The organism is Tepidicella baoligensis (assembly GCF_013432195.1).
Lineage (GTDB): Bacteria > Pseudomonadota > Gammaproteobacteria > Burkholderiales > Burkholderiaceae_C > Tepidicella > Tepidicella baoligensis.
The window spans coordinates 110,459-128,675 of sequence record NZ_JACCDB010000005.1; the positions used below are offsets into that span (position 1 = coordinate 110,459).

The 18,217-nt window shown below is 64.9% G+C and carries 18 protein-coding genes; 8 read left to right on the forward strand and 10 right to left on the reverse strand.

The window, feature by feature from the left end:
• Positions 1–11 precede the first annotated feature (11 nt).
• Entirely contained in the window at positions 12–503 is a 492-nt protein-coding gene (locus tag HZS63_RS07650; protein ID WP_180683517.1) for an FKBP-type peptidyl-prolyl cis-trans isomerase, read from the forward strand.
• Between the two features lie 24 nt (positions 504–527).
• Here HZS63_RS07650 and dut read toward each other — a convergent pair whose 3' ends face one another.
• From dut to xseB, 7 genes are all read right to left on the reverse strand, one after another.
• On the reverse strand, positions 528–977 hold the full coding sequence (dut, locus tag HZS63_RS07655) for a dUTP diphosphatase (RefSeq protein ID WP_180683458.1): 450 nt from the start codon (positions 975–977) through the stop codon (positions 528–530).
• Positions 978–979: 2 nt separating this feature from the next.
• A complete protein-coding gene (locus tag HZS63_RS07660; RefSeq protein ID WP_180683459.1) occupies positions 980–2,689 on the reverse strand; it encodes a TRAP transporter large permease in 1,710 nt (569 codons plus the stop codon).
• A complete protein-coding gene (locus HZS63_RS07665; protein ID WP_180683460.1) occupies positions 2,686–3,300 on the reverse strand; it encodes a TRAP transporter small permease subunit in 615 nt (204 codons plus the stop codon). The genes HZS63_RS07660 and HZS63_RS07665 overlap by 4 nt, the downstream gene beginning before the upstream one ends.
• Positions 3,301–3,431: 131 nt before the next feature.
• On the reverse strand, positions 3,432–4,514 hold the full coding sequence (locus HZS63_RS07670; protein ID WP_180683461.1) for a TRAP transporter substrate-binding protein: 1,083 nt from the start codon (positions 4,512–4,514) through the stop codon (positions 3,432–3,434).
• A gap of 149 nt (positions 4,515–4,663) precedes the next feature.
• Entirely contained in the window at positions 4,664–6,556 is a 1,893-nt protein-coding gene (gene dxs, locus HZS63_RS07675) for a 1-deoxy-D-xylulose-5-phosphate synthase (protein WP_180683462.1), read from the reverse strand.
• A 36-nt stretch (positions 6,557–6,592) separates the two neighbouring features.
• The gene (locus HZS63_RS07680) at positions 6,593–7,486 is read right to left on the reverse strand and encodes a polyprenyl synthetase family protein (RefSeq protein WP_180683463.1); all 894 of its coding nucleotides are present in this window, start codon (positions 7,484–7,486) and stop codon (positions 6,593–6,595) included.
• The gene (gene xseB / locus HZS63_RS07685; protein WP_180683464.1) at positions 7,483–7,731 is read right to left on the reverse strand and encodes an exodeoxyribonuclease VII small subunit; all 249 of its coding nucleotides are present in this window, start codon (positions 7,729–7,731) and stop codon (positions 7,483–7,485) included. The genes HZS63_RS07680 and xseB overlap by 4 nt, the downstream gene beginning before the upstream one ends.
• A gap of 417 nt (positions 7,732–8,148) precedes the next feature.
• Here xseB and HZS63_RS07690 point away from each other — a divergent pair, with 417 nt between their 5' ends.
• The 7 genes from HZS63_RS07690 to HZS63_RS07720 all read left to right on the forward strand — a co-directional run bounded on the left by HZS63_RS07690 (position 8,149) and on the right by HZS63_RS07720 (position 15,062).
• Positions 8,149–8,871 carry a S1C family serine protease gene (locus HZS63_RS07690; RefSeq protein ID WP_343039968.1) on the forward strand — a complete coding sequence of 241 codons (723 nt, stop codon included), beginning with the start codon at positions 8,149–8,151 and terminating at the stop codon, positions 8,869–8,871.
• Positions 8,872–8,884: 13 nt separating this feature from the next.
• Positions 8,885–9,889: an AAA family ATPase gene (locus tag HZS63_RS07695; protein ID WP_180683466.1), complete on the forward strand. Its 1,005-nt coding sequence runs from the start codon at positions 8,885–8,887 to the stop codon at positions 9,887–9,889.
• A gap of 10 nt (positions 9,890–9,899) precedes the next feature.
• The gene (locus HZS63_RS07700) at positions 9,900–10,889 is read left to right on the forward strand and encodes a DUF58 domain-containing protein (RefSeq protein ID WP_180683467.1); all 990 of its coding nucleotides are present in this window, start codon (positions 9,900–9,902) and stop codon (positions 10,887–10,889) included.
• Positions 10,890–10,897: 8 nt separating this feature from the next.
• Positions 10,898–11,947: a VWA domain-containing protein gene (locus HZS63_RS07705; protein WP_180683518.1), complete on the forward strand. Its 1,050-nt coding sequence runs from the start codon at positions 10,898–10,900 to the stop codon at positions 11,945–11,947.
• Between the two features lie 161 nt (positions 11,948–12,108).
• Positions 12,109–13,260, forward strand: coding sequence for an aromatic ring-hydroxylating oxygenase subunit alpha (locus HZS63_RS07710; protein WP_180683468.1), 1,152 nt, complete (start codon positions 12,109–12,111; stop codon positions 13,258–13,260).
• Between the two features lie 42 nt (positions 13,261–13,302).
• On the forward strand, positions 13,303–14,196 hold the full coding sequence (locus HZS63_RS07715; RefSeq protein ID WP_180683519.1) for an EamA family transporter: 894 nt from the start codon (positions 13,303–13,305) through the stop codon (positions 14,194–14,196).
• Entirely contained in the window at positions 14,193–15,062 is an 870-nt protein-coding gene (locus HZS63_RS07720; protein ID WP_180683469.1) for a sulfurtransferase, read from the forward strand. The genes HZS63_RS07715 and HZS63_RS07720 overlap by 4 nt, the downstream gene beginning before the upstream one ends.
• A 24-nt stretch (positions 15,063–15,086) precedes the next feature.
• On the opposite strand, the gene HZS63_RS07725 is transcribed toward HZS63_RS07720, so the two are convergent.
• The 3 genes from HZS63_RS07725 to coaBC all read right to left on the reverse strand — a co-directional run bounded on the left by HZS63_RS07725 (position 15,087) and on the right by coaBC (position 18,214).
• Positions 15,087–15,926 carry a ZIP family metal transporter gene (locus tag HZS63_RS07725; RefSeq protein ID WP_180683470.1) on the reverse strand — a complete coding sequence of 280 codons (840 nt, stop codon included), beginning with the start codon at positions 15,924–15,926 and terminating at the stop codon, positions 15,087–15,089.
• 69 nt (positions 15,927–15,995) lie between these two features.
• Positions 15,996–16,895 carry a dienelactone hydrolase family protein gene (locus HZS63_RS07730; protein WP_180683471.1) on the reverse strand — a complete coding sequence of 300 codons (900 nt, stop codon included), beginning with the start codon at positions 16,893–16,895 and terminating at the stop codon, positions 15,996–15,998.
• A 98-nt stretch (positions 16,896–16,993) separates the two neighbouring features.
• Complete coding sequence (gene coaBC, locus HZS63_RS07735; RefSeq protein ID WP_180683472.1) at positions 16,994–18,214, reverse strand: bifunctional phosphopantothenoylcysteine decarboxylase/phosphopantothenate--cysteine ligase CoaBC; 1,221 nt, start codon at positions 18,212–18,214, stop codon at positions 16,994–16,996.
• Positions 18,215–18,217: the final 3 nt, after the last annotated feature.

The following is an 18,217-nucleotide window of genomic DNA, read 5'->3' on the forward strand; positions in this document are numbered from 1 at the left end:
CTTCCGAGCCGATGCGTGTCACCCCCCAATGCGTGGTTGCCCTCACATGGACACTCAAGGACACCCTCGGCGACATCCTGGACCAGCTCGACGAGCCGGTCGAATTTCTGGTGGGTGGACACGACCTGCTCGACAAGATCGATGAGGCCCTGCAGGGCCATGTCGCTGGTGACGAGATGGAGCTCCATCTCGAACCCGAACACGCCTTCGGCGACTACGACGATCAGCTGCTGTTTCTGGAGCCCCGTTCGGCCTTTCCTCAAGACCTGGAAGAAGGCATGGCCTTCGAAGGACTCCCGGAGGGTTGCAGCCCACAGGCCCCATCAGACAAGATCTTCTTTGTCAGCGAGATCTATCCCGAGCATGTCGTGCTCGATGCCAACCATCCCCTGGCTGGCATGGCGCTGCGGCTACACCTGAAAATCCACCGTGTGCGCGAAGCCACGGTGGACGAGGTGGGACAAGGAACACTGGGCACCGGCTTTTTCCGGCTCGCCACATGAGCAGAACGGCTGGCGCGGGAGCGGTCAGCCGCGTCCGGTGGAACCGTAACCACCGGCACCGCGCTCGGTGCAGGCGGCAAACTCGTCCACCAGCTGGAACTGTGCCCGCACCACCGGAACGATCACGAGTTGCGCGATCCGCTCCATGGGTTCGATGGTGAAGGCCACGCCACTGCGGTTCCAGGCGCTCACCATGAGCTGACCCTGGTAGTCGCTGTCGATCAGGCCCACCAGGTTGCCCAAGACGATGCCATGCTTGTGCCCCAGGCCCGAGCGCGGCAGGATCAGCGCCGCATAGCCCGGATCGGCCAGATGGATGGCCATGCCCGTCGGCACCAGCTGCCAGGCGTTGGGCGCCAACGTCAACGGTTCGTCCAGGCAGGCCCGCAGGTCCAGGCCCGCACTGCCGGCCGTGGCATAAGCCGGCATGGCGTCACGCAGACGCTGGTCGAGGATACGGCATTCCACCCGCATCCTCACTCCTGCTCCTCTGGCGGATCGCCCCAGGGATCGCTGGACTCACCCCAACCGGAATCCAGACCCGGCATGTTGAGCAGTTGCTCACGCACCGCATCCACATCGACCTCAACCGGCGGCTCCAGTTGCCCCGTGACCAAGGTAGGCTGCCAAATCAGCAACGCCACCATCATCACTTGGAGGATGATGAAAGCGATCGACCCCTTGTAAATCTGCTCGGTAGTCACGCGCTTGATGGGCTGCTTCGTGACCTGATCGACATAGTCGTTGCGGGCCGCCACGCTGCGCAGATAGAACAGCGCAAAGCCGAACGGCGGCGTGAGGAACGACGTCTGCAGGTTCATGGCGATGATGATGCCGAACCAGATCAGGTTGATGTCGAGCTTCTCGGCCACAGGGGCCAGCAGCGGCACCACGATGAACGCGATCTCGAAGAAGTCGATGAAGAAGCCGAGCGCGAACACCAACAGGTTCACGAAGATCAGGAAGCCGATCTGACCTCCGGGCAACTGGTCGAACAGGTGCTCCACCCAGATGTGGCCGTCGGCGGCATTGAAGGTGAAGCTGAACACCGTCGAGCCGATCAGAATGAACATCACGAAGATCGAGAGCTTGGTGCTGTTTTCCAGCGCCTGCTTGAGCACTTGCAGGGTCAAACGGCGACGCACGAAGGCCATGACCAGCGCGCCGACTGCCCCCATCGCACCGCCCTCGGTGGGCGTGGCGATGCCAAGAAAAATCGTGCCCAGCACCAGAAAGATCAGCAACAGCGGCGGGATCAGCACGAACGTGACCTGTTGCGCCAGGCGGGAAAGCAGGTTCAGCCGGAGCAGCTTGTTGGCCAGCGACAGGACCAGAGCAAAGAGCGCGGCCACCATCAGCGAGAGGATGAACGTCTCGTCACGAGGCGCGTCCAGGGTACGCCCCAGCCACTGCTTCATGAGGTCGTTGTGCACCAGCGACCAGAGATACCCGACCACCGCAGACAAACCCATCAGGACGATCAGCGACTTGTGACCACTGGCCCCGTTGGGCTCGTTGTAAATGCGGGCCTCGGGCGGCAACGCGGGCACCCAATGGGGCTTGATGATGGCGACGCCGAAAATGAACAGCAGGTATAGGGCCACCAGCATCAGGCCGGGAATCAGCGCCCCAGCGTACATGTCGCCCACGGAACGGCCCAACTGGTCAGCCAAAACGATCAGCACCAGGGAGGGTGGCAACGCCTGCGCCAGGGTGCCGGACGCGGTGATCGTGCCGGTGGCGATCGAACGGTTGTACCCATAGCGCAGCATGATCGGCAGGGAGATCAGACCCATGGAGATCACGGCAGCCGACACCACGCCGGTGGTGGCGGCCAGCAACGCTCCGACCAAAACCACGGCCACACCCAAACCGCCACGCACCGGCCCAAACACCTGACCGATGGTTTCCAGCAGGTCTTCGGCCATGCGGCTGCGCTCCAGCACGATGCCCATGATCGTGAAGAACGGGATGGCCAGCAGCGTCTCGTTCTGCATGATGCCGAAGACCCGCAGCGGCAAGGCGTTGAACAAGCTGGCCGGAAACAGGCCCAGCTCCATGCCGATGAGCCCGAAAAAAAGCCCCGTGGCCGCGAGCGAGAACGCCACCGGGAACCCCGTGATGAGGAACAGAAAAAGCCCCACAAACATCAGGGGCACAAAATTGTGGGTGAGCCATTCGATCATGATGCCTGTCCCCCGCTAGAGGCGGCCTTCGCGGCTTTTTCCGTTTCGGCGATCTCCTTGGCCAGTATCTCCGTTTCGCTGGGCCCGGTGTGGTCGAGCGGGTCTGGCCCACCCCCGTACAGGAAATGCAAGCGCTTGATCAGTTCGGACAACCCCTGCAGGCCCAGCAGTGCAAAGCCGACGGGGATCAGCAGATAAGCCGGCCAGCGAATCAGGCCTCCGGCGTTGGAGGAGGCCTCGCCACTGTGCCAGGCCCGCTCGAACACGGGCCAGCCCATCTTGGCGATCATGTAGCACAGGGGAAGCAGGAAAACGACGATGCCGATCACGTCGATCCAGTTGCGCGTACGGGCCGAAAGCCGGCTGGCCACGACGTCGATGCGGACGTGGGCATTGCGCAGAAAGGCGTAGCCTCCACCCAGCAGAAACACGGCACCGAAGAGGTACCACTGGATTTCGAGGTAGGCGTTGGAGCTGACGCTGAAGGCGTAGCGACTGATGGCATTGCCCGCGCTGATCAGCGTGGCCGCCAGGATAAACCACATCATCAACTTGCCGACCGCGCCGTTGAGGGTGTCAACCGCACGCGAAAAAAGCAGGAGGAATTTCATAGGTACATACCTTCACAGACCCGATCGATCCATGACACGTTCGAAAGCAAAGAGTTCGTTTGCCACAGCGGAAACAACAAAACGCCCCGCACGGCAGCGGGGCGTTCTTTTGTGACCGATGGCGAGCAAGCTTACAGGCGAGCGGCCTGCATGTAGCTGTCGAAGCGAGCTTCGGTGAAGCGGAACCACAGGTTGGCGTCGCGCCGGTAGGCCGCGTAGTCTTCGTAGATCTTCTTCCAGCGCGGGTTGGTGTCGTTGAGTTCGGTGTACAGCTCCATGGAAGCACGGAAAGCGGCATCCATGACGGAGCGCGGGAACGCCTCCAGTTTGGTACCGCCAGCCACCAGGCGCTTGAGGGCCTGAGGGTTGCGCACATCGTACATGGCTTGCATGTTGACGTGCGCATGTGAGGCGGCGGCGGCAACGATGGCCTTGTACTCGGGCGTAAGCGCGTTGTAGGCCGCTTTGTTGACGTAAAGGTCGATCTGCGCGCCGCCTTCCCACCAACCAGGGTAGTAGTAGAACGGCGCCACGCGCTGGAAGCCGAGCTTCTCGTCGTCGTACGGGCCCACCCATTCAACGGCATCGATGGTGCCACGCTCGAGAGCTTGATAGATTTCACCACCCGGGATCAGTTGAGGCACGGCCCCAAGCTTGCTCAACACCTTCCCAGCAAAGCCCCCCACACGGAACTTCAGGCCCTGGAGATCGGCAGGCGACTTGATTTCCTTGCGGAACCAACCGCCCATTTGGGCGCCAGAGTTACCGCATGGGAAGTTGACGATGTTGTATGCATCGTAGAACTCGCGGAACAGCTTGAGACCGTTGCCGTCATAGTACCAAGCAGTCAACTGCCGGCTGTTCAGGCCGAAAGGAATCGCGGTACCGATGGCAAAGGTATCGTCCTTGCCAAAGAAATAGTAAGGGCACGTGTGTGCAGCCTCCACCGTGCCAGCTTGGACACCATCCACCACGCCGAACGGAGGCATCAATTCACCACCAGGGTGAACCGAAATTTGGAAACGACCACCGGTGGCATCGGAAACCATTTTCGCGAACACCTCAGCGCCGCCATAAATGGTGTCCAGGGAGCGCGGGAAACTTGATGCCACACGCCAACGAACCGCTGGCTGAGCGCCGACGATGGCCGGGGCTGCACTCGCAGCCAACACACCAGCAATACCGGCATTCTTGATGAGTGATCGACGATCCATATATGAACTCCGAACGGATGAGATTATGACGGGCCGGCTCGACAGTCATGTCTGACCGGGTGCCGCGCATTGTAGGCGCCCAGATCGTAGCGCCGCGGTCGTACAAACCCTAGTTTCTTCGTTTCCGGGTTTGAAAAAATATCAAAGGCTTACTCAGCCGCATTCACAACTTTCAACGTTGGCGAAGGAGCCTCCTGAATGTGGAAGCGATCACGGATCGCCGCCGCGATGCCGGCGGCATCCAGCCCCAGCATGGACAGCAGCTTGGCCGGATCGCCGTGCTCGATGAACCGGTCGGGCAATCCGAGCATGAGCACGCGCTTTTCGCATCCACGCGACTGCAGGCACTCCAATACCGCGGCCCCCGCCCCTGCGGAGACGGCGCCCTCCTCCAGCGTCACGAGCGCGTCGTGGCTGGCGGCGAGTTCCATCACCAGATCTTCGTCCAGCGGCTTGGCCCAACGCATGTTGGCCACGGTCGCATCCAGGCCTTCGGCGGCTTCCAGCGCCGGGTAGAGCAAGGTGCCGAAGGCGAGAATCGCGATGCGGCGGCCCTGGCGGCGCACCTCGCCTTTGCCATAGGGCAGCCCCTCCAGATCTTGAGGCAAGGGGGCGCCGATACCCGAGCCCCTCGGATAGCGAACCGCCACCGGATGGTTCTGGGCAAACGCGGTGGACAGCAGGCGGTAGCACTCGGCCTCGTCCGCCGGACAGGCCATGGCCATGTTCGGTATGCAACGCACAAACGGGATGTCGTAGGCTCCCGCATGGGTCGGTCCATCGGCACCGACGATGCCCGCTCGGTCGAGCGCAAACACCACGGGCAGGTTTTGCAACGCCACATCGTGAATCATCTGGTCATAAGCGCGTTGCAAAAAGGTCGAGTAGATGGCCACCACCGGCTTGAGGCCCTCACAGGCCAGACCGGCGGCGAAAGTGACCGCATGCTGCTCGGCAATACCCACATCGTGATAACGCGCCGGGAACCGGCGGTGAAACTCCACCATGCCCGAGCCTTCGCGCATGGCGGGGGTGATGCCGATGAGGCGCGGATCGTGCTCGGCCATATCGCATAACCACTGGCCGAATACCTGGCTGAAGGTGGGCTTCGGAGCCTGCGCCGGCTGTTGCAGACCGACCTTGGGATCGAACTTGCCGGGGCCGTGGTAGGCGATGGGGTCGGCCTCGGCCAGCTTGTAGCCCTGCCCTTTGCGGGTGACCACGTGCAGGAACTGCGGCCCGTCGAGCTCGCGGATGTTCTGCAATGTCGGGATGAGCGAGTCGAGATCGTGTCCGTCGATGGGACCGATGTAATTGAAACCAAATTTCTCGAACAGCGTGGCCGGCACGACCATGCCCTTGGCTTGCTCCTCCAGCCGCTTGGCCAGTTCGAACAGCGGCGGCGCCACGCTCAGCACCTGCTTGCCCATCTGCTTGGCTGCCGCGTAGAAGCGACCACTCATCAACTGCGCCAGGTAGCGATTCAGCGCCCCCACGGGGGGGCTGATCGACATGTCGTTGTCGTTCAGGATGACCAGCAGCTTGGTATCGGCCACCCCCGCGTTGTTCAGTGCCTCGAAGGCCATGCCGGCGGTCATGGCTCCGTCGCCGATGACGGCGATGGCGTGCCGGTCTTCCCCTTTGAGCTTGGCGGCCACGGCCATGCCCAGCGCTGCCGAGATGCTGGTGGACGAGTGCGCGGTGCCGAAAGCGTCGTACTCGCTTTCGGTACGCACCGGAAAACCGCTGATGCCACCCAGTTGGCGCAGGGTACTCATGCGCTCACGCCGCCCGGTCAGGATCTTGTGCGGATAGGTCTGGTGGCCAACGTCCCAGACGATGCGGTCGTGGGGGGTGTTGAAGACATAGTGCAACGCCACCGTCAGCTCCACGGTGCCGAGGTTGGAGCTGAGATGGCCGCCGGTCTTGGCAACGCTGTGCAGCAGGAATTCGCGCAGTTCGTCGGCCAGCGGGCGCAGTTGCTGTCGTGGCAGGCGCCGCAGGTCGGCCGGAGATTGGATGGTGTCGAGCAAACCGTTCATGAGCCGTCTTCCCTGTGTGTGGTCACTTGCTGGCGGTCAGTGCGTGCGGCGGACCACCCAGTCCGCCAGATGTTGCAAACGATCGGTCCGCGCCAGAGCGCCGGTGCCCAGCGCCTGATGTGCCCGGCTGAGCAAGGCGTCGGCATAGCGACGCGCGCCATCGAGCCCCAACAACGAAACGAAGGTGGGCTTGTCAGCGGCAGCGTCCTTGCCCGCGGTCTTGCCCAGGGTGGCGGTATCCGCCACCACGTCGAGCACGTCGTCCACGACCTGGAAAGCCAGCCCCAGCGCCTCACCATAGGCCGTCAGCGCGGCCAGCGCGCGCTCGTCGGCACCGGCCGCCTGCGCCCCCATCTGCACACTGGCGAGCAGCAGCGCCCCCGTCTTGCGGCGGTGCATTTCTTCCAGACGGGCCTGGGTGAGCACCTGCCCCACTTCGGCCAGGTCGATCGCCTGCCCGCCTGCCATGCCGGCGTGCCCGGCTGCCTGAGCCAGCCGCCGCGCAAGGCGTGCAGCCAGGGCCTCGTCAGGGATGGCCAACAGCCATTCGAAGGCCAGGGCTTGGAGGGCGTCGCCTGCCAGCAGGGCCTGGGCCTGACCGTACCGAACGTGTACCGTGGGCTTGCCGCGCCGCAGCACGTCGTTGTCCATGCAGGGCAGATCGTCATGCACCAGGGAGTAGGCATGGATCAGCTCGACGGCACAGGCCGCGCGCATCACCGCCTCCGACCGCCCACCCCCCACCGACTCGGCAGCCCCCAGCGCCAGCAAGGGCCGCAGGCGCTTGCCGCCGTCCAGCACCGCATAGCGCATGGCGTCTCCCAGGCCGGCCGGAGCATCGCGCGGCAACCACGCCTGCAGGGCAGACTCGACAGCGGACAGAGCGTCTGCCACCCAGACTTTGAAAGCCGTTATCGGCTCATGCGTCATCCGGCGGCTCCTGTCCAGGGACGGGGTTCACCATGGTCCATCACCTGAATTTGCTGTTCGACGGCGTCCAGCTTGGCCCGGCACAGGCTCAGCAGCGCGGCCCCGCGCTCATACTGCACGAGCAGCTCCTCCAACGGCAGTTGGCCCGCCTCCAACCGGGACACGAGCGCCTCCAGCTCCTGCATGGCGGCTTCATAGGTATCGGGCAGGTCGGCGGCCTTGGGCGCGGCAGAGGGTTTGGGCATGGCAGTGGTCAGCAATTCGGCTTGGCAACATGGGCTGCGGGTAACCTTCCATTTTAGGCGGAACCCCCGCCCCCGTGGGCATAGACCGCGCTTGTCGGGCGAATGGCCGGGGACTTGCGGTTCCACTGGATTTTTTGGGCACAACTGAGACAATGCCTCATGGATTGCAGTTTCGGGAGTTCAACATGTGACTCACCACACCGGAGCCCTGCGGCGATGAAACGTCCCCCGATCTATAGCAGCAGTGCCCGCTCGATGGAATCGAACGGGCCCACTCGAACACCACGGACCGCCCCCAGCGCAGCCGTCGGCACGGGATGGTCGTCCCGCTTGCAAGCGCTTGGTGGACGCTGGTCGCCCCGGTGGCGACAGGGGGCTCTGCCTTGGTCGCTGGCAGCCTTGCTGGCCGCTTTGCTGATGACCACAGGATGGCGAACACCCTCGCACCCGCCGCTGACGCAGCGCGCCATCGACGAGGCCGTGCTCCACGCCCTCAACACCCATACCCTGCCCTCGGCGGCCGCCCGCGCCTATGAGACCGTGATCCCATCGGTGGTGCGCGTGACGGCGCTGGTACGCCATCCCAACTCCGGCGAGCTGGTCGAGCATGGCACCGGCACTGGCGTGGTGATCGTGGACCGGGGCGTGATCCTGACCAATCTGCACGTGGTGGCCACCGCCGACACGATACGGGTGGACTTTTTCGATGGCTCCGATTCGACCGCCAGCCTGGTCGGCCTGCAGGCCGAGAACGACTTGGCCGTGCTCCAGGCCCACGAGGTGCCGGACGATTTGATTCCCGCCACCATGATCTCCACCGCCGACCTTCGCCCCGGCGACCAGGTGGTGGCCGTGGGCCACCCGTTCGGCATCGGGCCCTCGGTCTCGTCGGGAGTGGTGTCGGGGCTGCAACGCTCCTTTACCTCGCCCGATGGCGGCGTGACCATGCACAACCTCATCCAGTTCGATGCCGCCGCCAATCCGGGCAACTCCGGCGGCCCCCTGGCCACCATGAGCGGAGAGGTGGTGGGCATCGTCACCGCCATCTACAACCCGAATCGCCAGCGCACCTTTGTCGGCATCGGATTCGCCGTGCCGATCGAAAACGCCGCCCAGGCTGCCGGCCTGCCCCCGTTCTGACCCGAAAGGCCCCATGAGCAACACCCCCACCGACCAGGCCCAGCTGATGGAACGCATCCTGTACGAGGTCAAGCGCGTCGTCGTCGGGCAGGACCGCTTTCTGGAACGGGTGATGGTGGCCATGCTGGCGCAGGGCCATCTGTTGGTCGAGGGCGTGCCGGGCCTGGCCAAGACGCTGACCGTCAAGACGCTCGCCCAGGCCGTCCAGGGAGGCTTCAAACGCATCCAGTTCACCCCAGACTTGGTGCCGGCCGACCTGATCGGCACCCGCATCTACAACCAGAAGACCTCAGAGTTCAGCACCACGCTGGGCCCCGTGTTCACCCACCTGCTGCTGGCCGACGAAATCAACCGCGCCCCGGCCAAGGTGCAGAGCGCCCTGCTGGAAGTGATGCAGGAACGGCAGGTCACCATCGCGGGCGAAACCCACCGGGTGCCTGAGCCATTCCTGGTCATGGCCACGCAGAACCCCATCGAGACCGAGGGCACCTACCCGCTGCCCGAGGCCCAGGTGGACCGTTTCATGATGAAGGTGCTGGTGGACTACCCCAGCGACGAAGAGGAGGCCGTCATCGTCGAGCGTGTCATCGGCCCGCGCATCGACGCCTCGGCCGTGGCCACCACGGAACAGCTCGCCGCCCTGCAACAACAATGTCGCCAGGTGTACGTGGACCCGTCGCTGGTGCAATACGCGGTCAAGCTGGTATCGGCCACCCGCCGACCGCAGGATCATGGGCTGGGTGAATTGCAGCGCTTCATCACCTTCGGCGCCAGCCCGCGCGCGACGATCTCGCTCACCGAGGGGGCCCGTGCGCTGGCCCTGCTGCGTGGCCGCACCTACGCCCTGCCCGAAGACATGGCCGACCTCGTGCCCGATGTACTGCGGCACCGACTGGTCCTCTCCTACGAGGGGCTGGCCGAGGGGCTGAGCAGCGATGCCCTGATCGACCGCATCATGAGCCGCATTCCGGCGCCCCCCAAACCGCTGGCCCACGAGGCCATGGCCAAGGTTGCCTGAGGAGCCGGCCATGTGGTGGTGGAAGCGACGACAGGCGGCCAACGAAACGGCTGCAGCCCATGCACCGCCAGAGACGGCGACGCATGACCCTCCGCGCGAGGCCGAAGCCCTGCTCCACCGCCTGGAGTGGACCGTGTTGCGCCGGCTGGACGGTCAGGTCCAGGGCGAACACCGTACCCTGATGCGCGGCGGCGGGCTCGACCTGGCCGACCTGCGCGAATACCAGCCCCATGACGACGTGCGCCGCATCGACTGGAACGTGACGGCCCGCCTGCAGTCCCCCCACGTGCGGCAGTTCCTTGAAGACCGCGACCTCACCGCCTGGTTTGTCATCGACGCCAGCCCTTCGCTGCACTTCGGCTCCGGACAGCGAAGCAAGCAGCAAGTGCAACTGGAATGGGTGGCCGTGCTGGCCCGGCTGCTGACGCGCCACGGCAACCGGGTGGGGGCACTCATCTACGGCGCAGGCCCCGCACGCATGCTGCCGACACGCGGCGGCCGCGAGCAGGTGTTGCGCCTGATGCAAGCCCTCGTCGCAGCCCAGCGCGCGCATGCCCAGCCCGACGCCCGGGGCGACACCCGACTCGCCGAGTGGTTGCACGCCGCCGGTCAGTTCGCGCGGCGGCGCAGCGCGGTGTTCGTGGTGTCGGACTTCCTCAGCGCCCCGGGCTGGGAACAGCCCTTGGGTCGGTTGGCGATGCGACACGATGTGCTGGCCGTGCGCCTGTTCGACCCTCTGGAACTGCAGTTGCCCGACCTGGGGCTGCTGCCCCTGTACGACGCCGAAACCGGCGAACGCCTCTGGGTGGACACCCATGACCGGGGTTTTCGCGAACGCTTCCAGCGTCTGGCCTCGGAGCGCGAAACCCGGCTGCGCGAGGCCCTGGTTCGCGCCGGCGTGGACACGCTGGAACTCTCGACCGACGACGACCTGGGCACCGCCCTGCTGCGGCTGTCTGCCCTGCGCAAGCGCCGCCCCTGCGGAGTGAGGACCGCATGAACCTGCCGCTGACCTTCTTATGGCCCCAGTTGCTCTGGCTGCTGCTGGCCGTGCCCCTCCTGGTGCTGGTGTATGGGCTGCTGCTGCGGCGCAAGCGCCAGACCGCGTTGCGCTACGCCAGCCTGTCGTTGGTCAAGGAGGCCATGGGTGGTCGGGGTTGGCGGCGCCACGTCCCGCCGGTGCTTTTCCTGCTGGCGCTCACGGCCATGCTCCTCGCCGCGGCCCGGCCCTTTGCCGTGATCGTGCTGCCCAACAGCCAGCAAACCATCATCCTGGCCATGGACGTGTCCGGCAGCATGCGAGCCACCGATGTCGAGCCCAACCGCTTGGTCGCAGCGCAGAACGCCGCCAAGGCCTTCCTGGCCGAATTGCCACGTCACATCAAGGTCGGCATCGTGGCCTTCGCCGGCACCGCCCAGGTGGTGCAACAGCCGACCCTGAACCGCGAAGACCTGGTCGCCGCCATCGACCGCTTCCAGCTCCAGCGTGCCACCGCCATTGGAAGCGCCATCGTGGTCTCGCTGGCCGAGATCTTCCCGGACGAAGGCATCGACCTCGCCGACATCCTCTACGGTCAGATGCCACAACGGGGGCGATCCCTCGATCAACCGGCCGCTCGATCGGAAGCCGAGCGCCCGCCTCGCCAGCCGGTCCCACCCGGCTCGTACAGCTCGGCCGCCATCATCCTGCTCACCGACGGCCAGCGCACCACCGGGGTGGACACCCTGCAAGCCGCCCAGATGGCCGCCGAGCGCGGGGTGAAAATCTACACTGTGGGCGTGGGCACGGTGGAAGGCGAAACCATCGGCTTCGAAGGCTGGTCGATGCGCGTTCGGCTGGACGAGGAAACCCTCAAGGAAGTGGCCTTGCGCACCCACGGCGAGTACTTTTACGCGGGCACGGCCGAGAACCTGCGTCAGGTTTATCAGACTCTCGGCTCACGGCTGACCCTGGAGAAAAAGGAGACGGAAATTTCCGGCCTGTTGGCCCTGGTCGGCGCCCTGCTGGCCCTGATATCGGCCGGTCTGTCGCTGTGGTGGTTCAACCGTATCGCCTGAACCACAATTTTTCACCCCGGACGGGAACCCCGGGGTACAATCCCGGTCCCTTTTTCAACTCGATGGGAGTTGTTTCACCCTTCCCGCGCTGATTCGTTCACTCGTCTCATCAAAGCGCTTCCCTGCCCCTTCATAGGGGGAGTCTTGAGGTCAGGATCATCATGTCTGATTTGAGTCTTCAATTGCAGCAGGCCGCAAGCCAATTGCCCGTTTCCAGCTATTTCGACGAGGCGCTGTTCCAGCGCGAACTGGAGACCATCTTTCAGCGCGGGCCCCGCTATGTGGGGCATGCCAACTCCGTCCCCAACCTGGGCGACTACTTTGCCTTGCCCCAGGAGGGTGAAGGCCGGGCCCTGGTGCGCACCGCCCAAGGCGTGGAACTGGTCAGCAACGTCTGCCGTCATCGCCAGGCCGTGATGCTCAAGGGCCGCGGCAACCTGGGTGAGAACAAAAGCGGACACGCGGGCGGCAACATCGTCTGCCCGCTGCACCGCTGGACCTACAGCGGTGGCTCGGCCATGAGCAACTTGGGCGAGCTGATCGGTGCCCCCCATTTCGCTCAAGACCCCTGCCTGAACCTGCAGCGCTACCCGCTGCGGGAATGGAACGGCCTGCTGTTCGAGGACAACGGCCGCGACATCGAGGCCGACCTGGCCCACATGGGCCCGCGCAGCACCCTCAACTTCGACGGCATGGTGCTGGGCCACGTGGAACTGCACGAGTGCAACTACAACTGGAAGACCTTCATCGAGGTCTATCTGGAGGACTACCACGTCGTGCCCTTCCACCCCGGGCTGGGCAACTTCGTCACCTGCGACGACCTGAAATGGGAGTTCAAGCCCGAGTACTCGGTACAGACCGTGGGCGTGCAGAACCTGCTCGGCAAGAGCGGCAGCCCGGTGTACCAGAAGTGGCACGACGCGCTCATGCGGTACCGCAACGGCGAACTGCCCGAACAGGGCGCCGTGTGGCTGACTTACTACCCCCACATCATGGTGGAGTGGTACCCGCATGTGCTCACCGTATCCACCCTGCACCCCATCAGTGTGGACAAGACCTTGAACATGGTGGAGTTCTACTACCCCGAAGACATCGTGGCCTTCGAACCCGAATTCATGGAAGCGCAACGCGCCGCCTACATGGAAACCTGCATCGAGGACGATGAGATCGCCGAGCGCATGGACGCCGGCCGCAAGGCCCTGCTTGAACGCGGTGCAAACGAGGTCGGCCCCTACCAGAGCCCGATGGAAGACGGTATGCAGCACTTTCACGAGTGGTACCGCGCCCGCTTGGGCGAACACCTGCGGGGATAAGCCATCGCCACAGGTCACGCCCGCCCTCACAGCGCCCAGACCATCCAGGCCCTCTGGATGGTATTGGGCTCGTTTCTCTTCGCCACGATGGGGGTGTGCATCAAGTTCGCCTCCGACCACTTCAACAGCTTCGAAATCGTCGCCTACCGCGGCCTGATCGGGGTCGTGTTCCTGATCTTCCTCACGCGCTCGCGCGGGGTGTCGCTGCGCACCCAGGTGCCCATGATGCATGTCTGGCGCAGTGTGGTCGGGGTCACGGCGCTGGTCACCTGGTTCTATTCCATCTCGGTGCTGCCGCTGGCCACGTCCATGACGCTGAATTACATGAGCAGCATCTGGATCGCGGCGTTTCTGCTCGGCGGCGCACTGCTGCTGCAAAAATCGAGTGCTCCGGTGCGCCAGCAGGGCCCGCTGTTCCTCACGGTGCTGGCCGGCTTCGCCGGGGTCGCCATGGTGCTGCGTCCCACCTTCGACGAGCAGCAGGTGCTCGGCGGGCTGTCAGGGCTGATGTCGGGCCTGGTCTCGGCGCTGGCCTATCTGCAAGTGGCGGCACTGGCCCGTGCAGGGGAACCGGAAAGCCGCACGGTGTTTTATTTCTCCATCGGGGCCACGCTGGTCGGCCTGGCCGGCATGGCGCTGTTCGGTTTCAACGCCTGGAGCTGGCCGAGCGCCCTGTGGCTGTTGCCCATCGGCCTGCTGGCCGTCCTGGGGCAACTGTGCATGACGCGCGCCTACGCCAGTGGGGCCACCCTGTTGGTGGCCAACCTGCAATACTTTGGCATCGCTTTCGCCGGCGCCTACAGCATCCTCGTTTTCGGCGACCAACTCCCACTCGTTGGCTGGCTGGGCATGGCGGTGATCGTGGCCAGTGGCATTGGCGCCACCTTCCTGCGCGAACGCGCCGTCCCCAAAATGCCTGCGGAGGAACACGCATGACACCATACACCACCCTCATCACCGCTGAACAGCTGATGGCGCTCCAAACCAGCGGCCAGCCATTGATGGTGTTCGACTGCAGCGCCGATCTGATGAACCCGCAAGCCGGGGACGCCCTGTACGCCGAGGCGCACATCCCCGGCGCGGTCCACATGCACCTGGAGCGTGACCTGAGTGATCTCACGGGCTGCGCCGACGCTGCGTCCGGTGGACGGCATCCGCTGCCCTCACGCGAAGCCTTTGCCGATCGCCTGCGCAGCAAGGGGTTCGGTGCAGGCATGCAGGCCGTGGTCTATGACCGGCAGGGCATGCAGTACTGCGGTCGGCTGTGGTGGATGCTGAAATGGTGCGGACACGAACCCGTGGCCGTGCTGGACGGCGGCCTGCCCGCCTGGCGTGCGGCAGGCGGAGCCATCGAAACCGGTCAACCAGCCGCCACCCCCACCCCCGGCGATTTCACGCTGGGCACCCCGCTCGCTCCCACCATCGATGCCCGCGGCCTGGCATGCCAGCTTGGCGCAGTCCAACAAACCATCATCGATGCGCGTGCGCCTGCCCGTTACCGAGGCGAGACCGAACCACTGGACCCCGTGGCGGGTCACATCCCCGGGGCACTCAACCGCCCGTTCAGCGACAACTTCCTGTCCGATGGGCGTTTCAAACCCGCCGCCCAACTGCGTGCCGAGTTCGATACCCTGCTCGCGGGCCGTGAACCCAGCGGCGTGGTACACCACTGTGGCAGCGGCGTCACGGCGGTCCCCAACCTGCTGGCCATGGAACTGGCGGGCCTGGGACGGACCACCTTGTTTCCTGGCAGTTGGAGTGAATGGTGCAACACCCCGGGTCTGCCCTGTGCACGGGGATAGTCCACCGGTTGTGCAGCAGCGGTTTCAGTGTGCATGCGCCAAACTGCTGACCGCAGCGACCAGCCCGATGCCCGCCGCCAGCCAGGCCACCTGCGCCGCCGTCTCACGCAAGGTGAGACGCTTTTGCAATTGCGGGATCAGATCCGCCAGCGCCACGTACACGAAGCTGCTCGAAGCCAGCACGAGGAAATAGGGCAGATAGTCCTCCAGCCGGTTGACCAGCCAGTAGCCGAACAGGCCGCCCACGGCCGTCACGGTACCGGCCAGCGACACCTTGACGATGGCCGCACGCCGGGTACCGGACGACTGCCGCAGCACCACCAGGTCGCCCATGTGATGCGGAACCTCGTGCGCGAGCACAGCCAGGGCTGCCACCACGCCCAGGCGGACATCGGCCAGGAATGCCGAAGCGATCAGAATGCCATCCCCAAAAGCATGCACGCTGTCGCCAGCGAGCACGCTCCATCCACCGGAGCGGGTCTCGCCATGAACGTGACCGTGATGAGGGTGGTGACCGTCAGCGTGCGCATGGGCACTCGCATGCACAGGGTGGACATGTCCGTTCGGGCTCCGTGCGGGCATGAGATGGTGCTCATGCCCGTGGTGCCAGAGCTCTGCCTTGTCGAGGAGGAAGAAGAAAACCAGCCCCACCAACAGCAAGGCGAACAGGTCGTGCGCACCGGCGGCGCTCTCGAACGCCTCTGGCAGAAGGTGCATGAAGGCCGTTGCCATCAAAGCCCCGGCCGCCAGGCTCAGCATGTGCTGGGTGTAGCGGGCCAGCACGCCGAGACTGATCATGGCAGCCAGCCAGACGCTGCCCACTCCGGCCACAATGGTCCCGAGCAAAATCGCGAACAAGGTCATGAAGTTGGATGTGTCGTTTACCTGCAAACGAATGTAACCCAAGCGTCAAGCCCTGCCGCGTCGGGCACATCAGGCGACGCCGTGCCGCTTGAACCAGGCCAGGCAACGCTTCCAGGCATCTTCGGCGGCCTCCTTGCGATAGGTCGGCCGATAATCCGCATGGAAGGCGTGAGGTGCATCCGGGTAGATCACGAACTCGGACGCCCTGGAAGCGGCATTGCCCTGGGCCAGCAACCCCTTCATCTGCTCGACGGTACTCAAGGGGATGCCATCGTCGGCCCCCCCATACAAACCGAGCACCGGTGCATGCAATTGCTTGGCGATATCCACCGGATGCCGGGGCTGCAAATCGTTGCTCTGACCCACGAGACGCCCGTACCAGGCCACCCCCGCCTTGATGCGGGGCTGATGCGCGGCATACAGCCAGGTCTGACGCCCCCCCCAGCAGAAACCGGTCACGCCCACCTTGTTCACGTCGCCACCGTTGGCGGCAGCCCAGTCGATGCAGGCATCCAGATCGGCCGCCACTTGCGCATCGGGCACCTTGGAGACGACCTCGGCGATCAGGCGGGCAATCTCGCCATAGCTCTGGGGATCACCCTGGCGATCGAACAGCTCCGGGGCCAAGGCGAGATAGCCGGCCCGGGCAAAGCGGCGTGCGGTATCGGCGATGTATTCATGCACCCCGAAGATCTCGGAGATCACGAGCACCACCGGCAGCCCGGTCTTGCCGGCGGGGGCGGCCCGGTACACCGGCACGCCGTGGCCGGCCACTTGAAGGGTAAATTCACCGACCGTCAAGCCGTCGGCAGGCGTCTTGATGGCGGTCTGCGCCATGACGGGCAGTGCCGCGGCCGCATAGCCCACACCCAGCGCCGCCTTCAAAGCGGTGCGGCGTGTGGCGCCGGCTTCGGTGCCACGGCCCGGCACGAGTGCATGGACATCCAGTTCGAACGGAAGCTTGCTCATGAGAGGTCTCCTGTAAGGGGTGACGCAAGGCCACGGAACACCCGACTTTACGACGCTTTGCCTGCAGGTGCAGGCGTGCGCCGAAAGCCCTCCAAGGCTCAGGCGACTCGGCCAAGCCGACGGGCAATCTCAGCAACCAACTGTCGGGCCAAGGCCAGTTTGGGACCATGCGGCACGGCGCGGCACCCGTGCTCGTCCACCAGCAGCAGCGCGTTGTCGTCCTGGCCGAAGGTGGCTGGGCCGATGTTGCCCACCAGCAAAGGCACGCCCTTGCGCGCCCGTTTGGCCTGGGCATGCGCCTCCAGGTCATGGCTCTCGGCGGCAAAGCCGACGCAAAACAGCTCGCCGCGCTGGGCACGCTCACTGGCGGCGACCCCGGCGAGGATGTCAGGGTTTTCCACGAAAGACAGCACCGGCGGTTGGCCGCTGCCGTCCTTTTTGATCTTCTGGTCGTAAGCCGTCGCCGGGCGCCAGTCGGCCACGGCGGCGGCGGCGACGAAGACCGTGGCATGTTCCACCTCGGCTTGCACGACGGCCTGCATGTCGAGTGCAGACTGAACATTGAGGCGCCGCACCCCCCATGGTGTGGGCAGATGCACCGGACCGGCCACCAGCGTCACCTCCGCCCCTGCTTCTCGGGCAGCGCGGGCCACGGCAAAGCCCATCTTGCCCGAGGAGTGGTTGGTGATGCCCCGGACCGGGTCGATGGCCTCGAACGTAGGCCCGGCCGTGACCAGTACACGATGCCCGGCCAGGACCTTGGGTTGGAAATGCGCCACCAGCAAGTCCAGCAACTCTTGGGGTTCGAGCATGCGGCCGTCGCCCACCTCACCACAGGCCTGGTCGCCCTGCCCCACCGGAAACACCACGGCGCCGTCGGCTTGCAATTGGCTCACGTTGCGCTGTGTGGCCGGATGGGCCCACATCTCGCGGTTCATGGCCGGCGCCAGCAGCAACGCCACGCGCTCCAAGGGTCGGGCCAGGCACATCAGCGTCAGCAGGTCGTCGGCACGCCCCTGCACCAGCCGGGCCATGAGATTCGCACTCGCCGGGGCGATCAATAGGGCATCGGCCTCGCGCCCCAGGTTGATGTGGGGCATGTGGTTGGGCTCCCGTGCGTCCCACTGGCTGGTCACCACCGGTCGGTTGCTGAGCGCCTGCATGGTCATGGGGGTGATGAATCGCGTCGCCGCCTCGCTCATCACCACCTGCACGGTCGCGCCCGCCTTGGTGAGCAACCGGCACAACTCGGCCGACTTGTAGCACGCGATGCCCCCTGAGAGGCCCAAGACGATGTGTTTGCCGGCAAGGTCGTTCATGGG